The organism is Actinophytocola sp. (assembly GCF_035942955.1).
Lineage (GTDB): Bacteria > Actinomycetota > Actinomycetes > Mycobacteriales > Pseudonocardiaceae > DASYTH01.
On sequence record NZ_DASZCQ010000157.1, the window covers coordinates 1 to 10,386 of the forward strand.

At 72.9% G+C, this 10,386-nt stretch carries 9 protein-coding genes; 4 read left to right on the forward strand and 5 right to left on the reverse strand.

Annotated features, from left to right (window positions below; translation table 11 throughout):
* Nucleotides 1-44: 44 nt before the first annotated feature.
* On the reverse strand, nt 45-737 hold the full coding sequence (hemQ, locus tag VGX25_RS15820) for a hydrogen peroxide-dependent heme synthase (RefSeq protein WP_326918550.1): 693 nt from the start codon (nt 735-737) through the stop codon (nt 45-47).
* Nucleotides 738-759: 22 nt separating this feature from the next.
* On the opposite strand from hemQ, the gene VGX25_RS15825 reads away from it, so the two are divergent.
* Nucleotides 760-1,197, forward strand: coding sequence for a PPOX class F420-dependent oxidoreductase (locus tag VGX25_RS15825; RefSeq protein WP_326918551.1), 438 nt, complete (start codon nt 760-762; stop codon nt 1,195-1,197).
* On the opposite strand, the gene hemG is transcribed toward VGX25_RS15825, so the two are convergent.
* Nucleotides 1,177-2,595, reverse strand: a complete 1,419-nt coding sequence (hemG, locus tag VGX25_RS15830; protein WP_326918552.1) for a protoporphyrinogen oxidase — start codon at nt 2,593-2,595, stop codon at nt 1,177-1,179. The two genes, VGX25_RS15825 and hemG, sit on opposite strands and share 21 nt — an antisense overlap.
* Entirely contained in the window at nt 2,592-3,662 is a 1,071-nt protein-coding gene (gene hemE / locus VGX25_RS15835) for a uroporphyrinogen decarboxylase (protein WP_326918556.1), read from the reverse strand. Before hemE ends, hemG begins: the two co-directional genes overlap by 4 nt.
* 106 nt (nt 3,663-3,768) lie before the next feature.
* On the opposite strand from hemE, the gene VGX25_RS15840 reads away from it, so the two are divergent.
* Nucleotides 3,769-4,326, forward strand: coding sequence for a DUF3000 domain-containing protein (locus VGX25_RS15840; protein WP_326918553.1), 558 nt, complete (start codon nt 3,769-3,771; stop codon nt 4,324-4,326).
* A gap of 342 nt (nt 4,327-4,668) precedes the next feature.
* Here VGX25_RS15840 and VGX25_RS15845 read toward each other — a convergent pair whose 3' ends face one another.
* Together VGX25_RS15845 and VGX25_RS15850 are read right to left on the reverse strand one after the other, a co-directional pair.
* Nucleotides 4,669-7,149, reverse strand: coding sequence for a M14 family zinc carboxypeptidase (locus VGX25_RS15845; RefSeq protein ID WP_326918554.1), 2,481 nt, complete (start codon nt 7,147-7,149; stop codon nt 4,669-4,671).
* A gap of 111 nt (nt 7,150-7,260) precedes the next feature.
* Nucleotides 7,261-8,316, reverse strand: a complete 1,056-nt coding sequence (locus tag VGX25_RS15850; RefSeq protein WP_414635830.1) for a dipeptidase — start codon at nt 8,314-8,316, stop codon at nt 7,261-7,263.
* A gap of 255 nt (nt 8,317-8,571) precedes the next feature.
* Between VGX25_RS15850 and VGX25_RS15855 the strand changes: the two genes are divergently transcribed.
* Nucleotides 8,572-9,288 (forward strand): response regulator transcription factor, encoded by a 717-nt coding sequence (locus tag VGX25_RS15855; RefSeq protein WP_325161656.1) that lies wholly within the window; start codon nt 8,572-8,574, stop codon nt 9,286-9,288.
* Nucleotides 9,289-9,384: 96 nt separating this feature from the next.
* On the forward strand, nt 9,385-10,386 hold a 1,002-nt coding region (locus tag VGX25_RS15860), incomplete at its 3' end, for an HRDC domain-containing protein (protein WP_326918555.1).

Genomic DNA, 10,386 nt, shown 5'->3' on the forward strand with positions numbered 1-10,386 from the left:
GCCCCCGGGCCACCGCTTCCTCCTCTTCTTTGCCTACGGATCGATCACGGCAGGTTGGCGACGAGCTCGGCCGGGGGGACGCGGGCGCCGGTGTAGAAGGGGATCTCCTCGCGGACGTGGCGGCGGGCGTCGCTGGCGCGCAGGTGGCGCATGAGGTCGACGATGCGGTGCAGCTCGTCGGCCTCGAAGGCGAGGATCCACTCGTAGTCGCCGAGGGCGAAGGAGGCGACGGTGTTGGCCCGGACGTCGGGGTAGTCGCGGGCCATCTTGCCGTGCTCGGCGAGCATGCGGCGGCGCTCCTCGTCGGGCAGCAGGTACCACTCGTAGGAGCGGACGAACGGGTACACGCAGACGAACCGCTTGGGCTCCTCACCTGCGAGGAAGGCCGGGATGTGGCTCTTGTTGAACTCGGCTGGCCGGTGCAGCGCCGTCTGGCTCCACACCGGGGTCGAGACCCGGCCGAGCGCGGTGCGGCGCAGCCCGGTGTAGGCCGACTGCAGCTGGCCGATCTCCTCGGCGTGCCACCAGATCAGGTAGTCGGCGTCGGCCCGCAGCCCGGCGAGGTCGTACACCCCGCGGACCACGACCCCCTTGTCCGCCAAGGCATCCAGATACTCCCGGGCCTCGGTGGCCGACGGGCCGCGCTCGTCCGGCAGGCTGCATGGCGACACCCGGAACACCGACCACATCGTGTACCTGATCGTGTCGTTCAGCTCGGCGTAGTTCATACGGGCCATGCGCCCATGGTAGGCACGTGCCATGCAGATCATGTCGAGGGAGCGGTGGCTCGAGTTCGTCCTGACCGGTACCCGAACGGGCAAGCTCGCCGTCACCCGGTCGAGCGGCAGCCCGCACGTCACGCCGATCTGGTTCCTGATCGACCAGACCCCCGACGGCGACGACGTCGTGTTCACCACCGGCGGCACCAGCCTCAAGGCCAAGGCCCTGCGCCGCGACCCACGGTTCGCCCTCTGCGTCGACGACCAGCAACCGCCCTACTCCTACGTCCTCATCGAGGCGCGGGCCGGCCTGTCCGAGGACCTCGACGAGCTGCTCACCTGGGCCACCCGCCTCGGCGGCCGGTACATGGGCGCCGAGGCGGCCGAGCAGTTCGGCCGCCGCAACGCCGTGCCCGGCGAGCTCCTCGTCCGCGGCCGGATCACCCGGGTCACCGCGCTAGCCGACATCGCGGGCTGAACCGGCCGAACCGGCCGAGCCGAGGTCCGCGGCGATCTTGGCCGCGGCCCGGTCCGCGGTGGCGATGCACGCCGGGATGCCCACGCCGTGCAGGACCGCGCCGGCGACCGCGAGGCCGGGCACCGCCGCCACCGAGCGCTCGATCGCGGCGACCCGGTCGAGGTGGTCGACCCCGTACTGGGGCAGCCCGCCGCCCCAGCGGACCACGACGCTGTCCACCGGTGGTGCGGTGATTCCGGTCAGCTCGGCCAGGTCCGACCGTATCAAGTGGACCAGCTCGGCATCGGTGGCACGCAAGGCGCCGGGCTCGTTGTGCCGGCCGACGGACCCGCGGACCAGCACCGGCCCGGCCGCGTCCAGGTGCGGCCACTTCCGGGCTGAGAAGGTAAATGCCTTGGCGGCGAAGGGAGTTCCGTCCGCGTGCCGCTCGCCGGCGGCGATCAGCACACCCGACGCCGGGGGCAGCTCGGTCCCTGGCGGCAGCGCGAGCCCCACCACCGCCACGGACGCCACCTCGACCTCGGCGTACGCGGCCGACGCCACCGGGACCACATCGGACAGCAGCCGCCGGGCCGCGGGCGCGGGAACGGCCAGCACGACCCCGTCGGCGTCCAGCGGGACGTCGCCGCCCAGCCGCCAGCCCCGCTCCCGCCGGGCAAGCGACCGCACCGGACAGCCCAACCGAAGCTCCACAGACGACAGCTCGACGAGCCGGTCCACGAGCACACCCAACCCCCCGCGCAGCGTGCCGAACACCGGGGTCGAGTCGACGAACTCGGCCGACGGCAAGGAAACCCCGGCGGCCTCGGTCAGCGACGTGGCCCCGGCGTCCACGGCGGACGCCAGCGCGGGCAGGGTGGCCCGTAGCCCCAGCCCGTCGACCCCGCCGGCGTACACCCCGCCGAGCAGCGGGTCGACCAGCCGGTCCACCAGCTCGGCGCCGAACCGCGCCCGCAGCAGCCCGCCGAGCCCGGCGTCCCGACCGTCCAATCGCAACGGTGGAAGCCGGCGCTCCGCCTCGACCGCCGCCAACCCCTCCTCGGACAGCAGCTCGCGCACGACGGACGCCTCGGCCGGCACACCCATGACGGTGCGCCCGGGAATCGGCCGCCGCGCCCCACCGGCCCGCACGGTCGACCGGGCGCCCGACGGGTGCACCAGCTGGTCGCCCAGCCCCACCTCCCGCAGCAGCGCCACCGCCTCCGGGCGCCGGTTCAGGAACGCCTCGGCGCCGACGTCGTACCGCACACCGCCCAGCGACCCCGTGCGCAGCTTGCCGCCCGGCCGGTCGGCCGCCTCGAGCACCACGATCCGCGCCCCCGCACCGAGCAGGCGCCGCAGCCGGTAGGCGGCCGCCAGCCCGGAGATTCCCCCACCCACGACCGCGATCGTGCTCACGGCCGCATACCGTGCACCAGCTCGACGACGCGGGTGAGCACGTCTGGGTCGGTGTCGGGGAGAACCCCGTGGCCCAGGTTGAAGATGTGCCCGCCGGCCGCGCGCCCCTCCGCGACGACCCGGCGCACCTCGCGCTCGATCACGCCGAAGTCGGCGAGCAGGATCGCCGGATCGAGGTTGCCCTGCACGACCGGCGCCGGACCGTCCGGGACGGCCGCCCGCAGCCGACGCACCGCCTCGTCCAGCGGCACCCGCCAGTCCACCCCGACCACGTCCGCGCCGGCCGAGCGCATCGCCCCGAGCAGCTCCCCCGTGCCCACCCCGAAGTGGATCCGCGGCACGCCGTCCAAACCGGACAGAACCGAGGCCGAGTGTGGCTGCACCAGCTCCACGTAGTCCTTTTGGGACAGTGCACCGGCCCAGGAGTCGAACATCTGCACCGCGTCGACACCGGCGGCGATCTGCACCTGCAGGAAGGTCCTGGTCAGCCCGGCGAGCTTGGCCAGCAGCGCGTGCCACGTCCGCGGGTCGGAGTGCATCAACGCCTTGGTGTGCTCGTGATGCCGGCTCGGTCCGCCCTCGATCAGGTAGGAGGCCAGCGTGAACGGCGCGCCGGCGAACCCGATCAGCGGAGTGTCGCCGAGCGCCCGCAGCAGCAGCCCGATCCCGTCGGCCACCGGCCGCACCGCCTCCGGCGCCAGCGTGGGCAGCGCGTCGACGTCGGCCGGCGTGCGCACCGGACGCGCCACCACCGGCCCGGTGCCGGGCACGATGTCCAGGTCGACCCCGGCCGCGTAGAGCGGCACCACGATGTCGCTGAACAGGATCGCGGCGTCCACCCCGTGCCTGCGCACCGGCTGCATCGTGATCTCGCAGACCAGGTCCGGGTCGAGGCAGGCGCTCAGCATCGAGCGGTCCGCGCGCAGCGCCCGGTACTCGGGCAGGGAGCGGCCGGCCTGCCGCATGAACCACACCGGGATCCGGTCGGGGACGCCGCCGGCCGCCGCGACGAGCAACGGCGCACTGGCGAGGTCGCGGCGCGCGGCCGCAAGCGAAGGGTTGGTCATCTCGTCACTCATCGTGCCATGCGCACCGAACGTGGACGGAACCTTCCCGCTGGCCCCGGCGCGCCATCCTCGCTCACCGACTCGGGTGGTCTTACAGTTACCAGTCGTGACCGGAACGTCGGCGGCTCCCGAGCTGTTCGCGCAGGCGGTGGCGGCGCTGCGCACACTGCGCCCGCGGCCGGAGCTGCACCTCGAGGAAGTGCGCCCGCCGCAGCGGCTGGCTCCGTGGGCGTTCGCGTTCACCGCCGAGGTGAACGGCCCGGCCGAGGTGCTGGCCACCGGGCGGCTGGTGCTGCTGCACGACCCGGACGGCGAGGAGGCGTGGGGCGGCGTGCTGCGGGTGGTCGCCTACGTGCGGGCCGAGCTGGACGCCGAGCTGGCCGCCGATCCGCTGCTGCCGGCCGTCGGCTGGTCCTGGCTCACCGACGCGCTTGAGGCCTCCGGGGCCGAGTACACCGCGCTGGGCGGCACGGTCACCGACACGTCCTCGGCCCGGTTCGGCGACATCGCCGGCCCGGCCCGCACCGACGACCTCGAGCTGCGCGCATCCTGGACCCCGCTGTCCGCCGACCTCGTCCCCCACGGCGAGGCCTTCTGCGACCTGATGGCCAGCGTGGTCGGCCTCCCCCCGGTCGGCGTGGCCACCCTCGGCCGCGGTATTTGATAGCTCGGGCTGTGTTTTCTAGCTCGGGCAAGGCCGCCTGTCGCCTTCGGCGAGCGGCCTCGGGTCGGGTTGCCTGGGTGGTTGCGGGCCGGGGTGGGTGGTCGGGTGGGCGTGGGTGGTCGGCTGACGACGCCTGCGGGCAGGGCTCGTTCCTCGCCCTGCCCTTGTCGTCGTGGGGCGGCCGCCCTCGCCAAAGATTGGTCGACCCCGGCGACACTTTCGAACACGACCTGGCCGGATGCCGTCGGCGCCACCCGCTACGTGCTCGAGGCGGAGACGACGGCCCCGCCGCGTGCGCAGCGCGCGGCGGGCCGTCGTTTCTTGTGTGGCGAGCTTGCCGTCCTAGCGCTGGCTGCGGAGTTTGGCTTCGCGGGCGGATCGGGTGCACACGTCGCCGACGTCGACGGTCTGGCCGCGGTCGACGAACACGTCGGCGAGGCCGACCAGCCGGCCCTGCCGGTTGGAGCAGGTCAGCGTGTACGCCTCCTTGGGGCCGTACACCGGCGGCGTCGGGGACGCGAACTCGACCCGCAGGTTCGACCAGTCGTCGACGTTGGCCGGGTCCGCCTGGTCGAAGTTGACCAGCACGGCGGTGTAGTCACCGGGCGGCGGGTCGAACAGGGCGGCCGTCTCGAAGTTCGTGCCACCCTGCGCCGACGAGGACACCTGACGACCGTCGGGACCCAGGATGTACAGGTCCCAGTCGGTGGCGTCGGAGGTCCAGTTCACCGACACGGTCATCTTGCCGTTGTCCACGTTCGGCATCCCGTCGACGTGGAACGGGATCCGCTCCGCGGTCGGGTCGAGCGGGTAGTTGGTGTTCTCCGCCGGCACCCCGGCCGGGTTGGCCAGGCCCTCGATCGGCCCCTGCGCCGGGGCCTGCGGGACGCGGCCGTACTGGCCGGCCACGAACGGCCGGGTGGACGGGTTGACCGACCAGGCGAACCGCCCGCCGCTCGCGGTGAGGTCCGAGGTGAGCGTGTCGGTCACGAAGATCGGCGGCCCGGTCGTCCCGTCCGGCTGGAGCACCGGGACGGTCGGCGTCTGGAACGTCTTGCGCAGCTGCAACTGGTAGCCGCGCGGCGCCGAGCCGATGATCGTCGAGTGCGAGGCGGGGTTGGCGGTGTCGGCCAGCATGTCGAGGAACGCCTGCCGGTTGCCGCCCTTGCCCGCGCCCGCGGCCGGCGCCAGACCCAGGTACTCGGCCACCACGCCGGTCTCGTACGCCGGGTGGAACTCGTTCGGCCCCACCTCGAAGGTGAAGCCCCAGCCGCCGGTGGCCCAGTACGACCAGTCCTCGGTGGTTCCGTGGGTGTCGTAGAGCTGGAAGCCGTGCTGGCTGATGTAGCCGTTGCGGGACGCCATCTTGTCGCCGAGCGCCCGGTACGCCGGCTCGTCCAGCGGTCGCGCGGCGTCGTGCGCCCCCGGCGGCCGCAGCACCAGGTTGGAGAACGTGTGCAGGGTGATCAGGTTGGTCACCTGCCGGGTGGACACGATCTGGCGCACGTTCTGCGTCTCCGGCTCGGAGAACGGGGCCCCGCCGCGGAACGTGTCGCTGGACCAGTTGGGGGAGGCCCCTGGACCGCCCCAGAACCCGGCGTAGTTGCGGTTCGGGTCGGTGCCGCGGACCCGGCCGGCCGGGTTGGCCATGCACACGCCGGTGCGGAACGCCGGCGGCGAGTCGTTGACCTGGCAGTTCTTCCGCTTCATCTCGTAGTCGAACCGGGTGAAGTCGCCGCGCGGCTGGGCCTCCCTGGAGATCGAGAAGCCGTCCACGTTGACGATCGGCACCACGATGTTGCGGGTCTTGCTCACCAGGTCCCGGATCTGCGGGTCGCTGCGGAAGCCGTTGACCAGCTCGTAGGCCCACTCGATGGCGTGCTCGCTGGCCGGCCACTCGCGGGCGTGGTGCACGCCCATGGTGAAGTTGACCGCCTTGCCGTCGTTGACGTTGTTGACGTCCGTGGCGATCTCGACGCCGACCACGTCCCGACCCTCGATGCTCGGCAGGGGCAAGGTGAACGCCTTGACCAGGTTCGGGTTCCGCCGGGCCAGCTCCTTGAGCTCGAAGTCGTACTCGTAGAGGTGGCGGTAGCTGGTGCGCCCGGACGGCAGGGCCGATGCGGCCCGCTCGGCGGCGTACCGGCGGTCACGTTCGGCGTTGGTCCGCGCGGTGGCCGACAGGTCCCCGTCCACCACCTGGAAGCGCAAACCGCTGTCGGCCAACGTCTTGCGGTCGGCGTCGTTGGCCAGCACCACGTGGACGCTGGTCGCGTCGGCCTTCTCGGTGAGGTCGAGGCCGAGCACCTGCAGCCGGGCCTTGTCCTGCCGGGTCGGCGTCTCCACCCGGACCATCTCGGCGCGCTGCGGGGCGGTGGCCGCCGCGGCCCCGGACGGGGTGCCGTCCGGCTTCAACGCCAGGAAGTCCACGCCGAGCGTGACCGCCCGGCCCGGCCCGGCGTACCGGCAGCCCTGCACGACCAGCTGCTGGTCCTTGGCCACGAAGCTCTCGGCCAGCTCGCGGCTGCGCAGGGCCGCGGAGCCGGCAACGATCCCGCCGGTGGCCTTGTCGAACACCGCGAGGTCCCAGTCGCCCTCCTGGCCGGCCTGCGGCCGCAACCGGGCCTGGATCAGACCGTCCACTGTGGACGTGAATTCGCGCTGGTCGACGCCCGGCGTCCCGGCCGGCAGCAACCGCGCGGTGCACGACCGGGGCACCGCCCGGTCGCTGCGCAAGGTGTTGTCGACCGCGGTCGCGGTGGACGAGGCGAGGCCGACGACCACGGCCCCGGTCAGTCCGAGCGCCGCGGCCGTTCGTAACACCGAGGCACGTCTAGATGTTGGCAACACAGGGAAACTCCTCCCACCCAGCGGCGTGTCAGCAGGCTGACGCTAGCCTCGTGAGGTCTAACGGAAGTCGTTACCAATTGCCAGTTACGTGCTCGGCGTGGCGGCGACCTCCTCGGCCGCGCGCAGCACCCGCAGCACGTTGCGACCGGCGAGCTTGGCGCAGTCCTCGGCGCTCCACCCCCGGTCGAGCAGCGCCTCGAACAGCACCGGGTAGCGGCCGACGTGCTCGAGGCCGACCGGTACCGCGCTGACACCGTCGTAGTCGCCGCCGAGCCCGATGTGGTCGATGCCGGCCACCTCCCTTGCGTGCTCTACGTGCGCCACCACGTGCTCGACGGTGGCGCGCGGCGCGTCGGGCGAGACGAAGGCGGGCACGAACGTCACCATGCACACCCCGCCGTTGCCCGGCAGCCGGGCGAGCACGTCGTCCGGGACGTTGCGCGGGTGGTCGTGCACCGCCCGGCAGGAGGAGTGGCTGAAGATCACCGGCGCGGTGGTCGCGTCCAGCGCGTCGCGCATGGTCGACGGCGCGACGTGGGACAGGTCCACGAGCATGCCGAGCCGGTTCATCTCGGCGACGACCTGCCGGCCGAAGTCGGTCAGCCCGCCGGCGGCCGGCTCGTCGGTGGCCGAGTCGGCCCACGGCGTGTTCCTGTTGTGGGTCAGCGTCAGGTACCGCACGCCCAGCCGGTGCAGCGCGCGCAGCACGCCGAGGGACTCGGCGAGGCAGTGCCCGCCCTCGGCGCCCAGCAGCGAGGCCACCTTTCCCTCGGCGATCGCGGCCTCGACCTCGCCTGCGGTGCGGGCCAGCCGCAGCCGGTCGGGATACCGGGCGACCAGGGCATGCACCAGCTCGATCTGCTCGAGCACGGCGGTGACCGCGGCGTGCCCGGTGAAGTCGCAGGGCACGTAGACCGACCAGAACTGCGCCCCGACGCCGCCGTCGCGCAGCCGGCCGAGGTCGGTGTGCAGCTCCGGCTGGGGTCGGGTGAGATCGATCCGTGCGACGACGGTTGCCGGGTCGGGGCCGAACCGCTTGCGCAGCGCCCAGGGCAGATCGTTGTGCCCGTCGATGACCGGAGCGGCGCGCAGGAGCTCGGTTGCACGGTCGGATGCACGCTCAGTTGTCTGGACCTCCACGACCTCAGACCTCGTTTCATCGGGTGCCGGAGTTCTGGCGTTACGTAACCGCCGTTGGTTAGCCCAATCGTGTGACATGAACCCGGCCGGGTGACAACTCGATCGGATATATCACGATTTGATCATGTCGCTAACCCGCTTGGGCGGCTAGGCTGCCTTCGTCGACACCACTTTCGGTCCAATGGCGGCGCGGCTGTTTGGCCGAAAGTCCCGGTGCCGGTCGGGGGGCACGACCGACTCCAGGGAGGTAGTGACGTGGCTGCCGTCGGCTTAGGTCAGGCCGTTCGAACCACGCCAGCCGGTGTACTGCCGGCGAACATGGTCCCGCACCCGCGGGAGGAGCTGTTCTCGGTGCTGGTGGTCGATGACCATCCGTTGTTGAGGGAGGCGATAGCTGCCCGGCTCACGCAGATGGGAGCGGGCACCGTCCACGAGGCCGCCACGGTGGCCGAGGCAAGAGCGCGCGCACTGGCCACCGGCCCGTGCGACCTCGCGATTCTCGACCTCGGGTTGCCCGACGGCAGCGGTATCGAGCTGGTCACCGAGCTCCGCAGCCATGGCTGGCCGCGGATCGTGGTGCTGGCGTCGTCCGACGATCCCTATGCCGTCCGATCGGCCTTCCAGGCGGGTGCTCAGGCCTACCTGCTGAAGTCCGCGTCGCCGATGGTGGTGACCGACGGGGTCCGGCGCGTGCTCGAGGGCGGCGTGTACGCCGACCCGAGCGTCGCCCCGATCCTCGCGACCGGCACCAGGGTTCCGGGTACCGACAACACGCCGCGCGAGCTGTCCGCCCGCGAGGTCGAGGTACTCCAGCTCGTCGCCGACGGCCAGTCCAACAAGGAGATCGGCGAGGGGCTGAACCTGTCCGCGCTGACCGTCAAGAGCCATCTGTCCCGGATCGGGCGCAAACTGGGCACCGGCGACCGGGCGCAGATGGTCGCGCTGGCCATGCGGGCCGGGGTGATCCGCTGACCGCGGCTACTCGATCGTAGGACCACAACCGCAAGATCTCCTGGTTCGCCTCACCTGCCGGAGACCGTCCCGTAGGGTCTTGGCGAGATGGGCACCATGGGCACACCAGGGACGGGCGATGCCGAGCCGGCACGACCCGATCCCGTGCTGCTCACGGAGCCCTTCGGCGGCACTCCGGAGGTGGTGGTCGACGCCGGCCGGCTGGCCGAGGCGTCGGCCGCGATCGCGGGCGGCCGGGGGCCGATTGCGGTGGACACCGAGCGCGCCTCGGGCTACCGGTACTCCCAGCGCGCCTACCTGGTACAGGTGCGGCGCGAGGGGGTCGGCACCGTGCTGGTCGACCCGGTAGCCCTCGGCGACCGGCTCGAGCCGCTGGCCGCGGCGCTGGCCGGCGCCGAGTGGGTGCTGCACGCCGCGTCCCAGGACCTGCCGTGCCTCGCCGACCTCGGGCTGCGCCCCGAGCGGCTGTTCGACACCGAGCTGGCCGGGCGGCTGGCCGGCTTCGAGCGGGTGGCCCTCGGCACGCTGGTGGAGCAGCTGCTCGGGTACCGCCTCGAGAAGGGGCACGGCGCGGCCGACTGGTCGCACCGGCCGCTGCCGGTCGACTGGCTCAACTACGCCGCGCTCGACGTCGAGCTGCTCGTGCCGCTGCGCGACGAGCTGTCCGACGAGCTGGCCGCACAGGGCAAGCTCGAGTGGGCGCTCGAGGAGTTCGAGGCGCTGCGCACCGCGCCGCCACCCCAGCCGCGGGCCGAGCCCTGGCGGCGCACCTCCGGCATCCACCGGGTCCGCACCCCGCGCGGCCTTGCCATCGTGCGGGCGCTGTGGGAGGCGAGGGACGCGCTGGCCCGGCAGCGGGACATCGCGCCGGGCCGGGTGCTGCCGGACAGCGCGATCGTGCAGGCGGCCGTCACGCCGCCCGCGGACGAGGCGGCCCTGCTCGAGCTGCCGGTGTTCCGCGGGCGGGCGCAGCGCCGGCTGGCCGGCGTGTGGATGCAGGCCCTGCGGTCGGCGGCCGCGCTGAGCAAGGCCGAGCTGCCCGACCCCGCGCCGCCCAACGACGGCCCGCCGCCGGCGAACCGCTGGGCGGACCGGGAC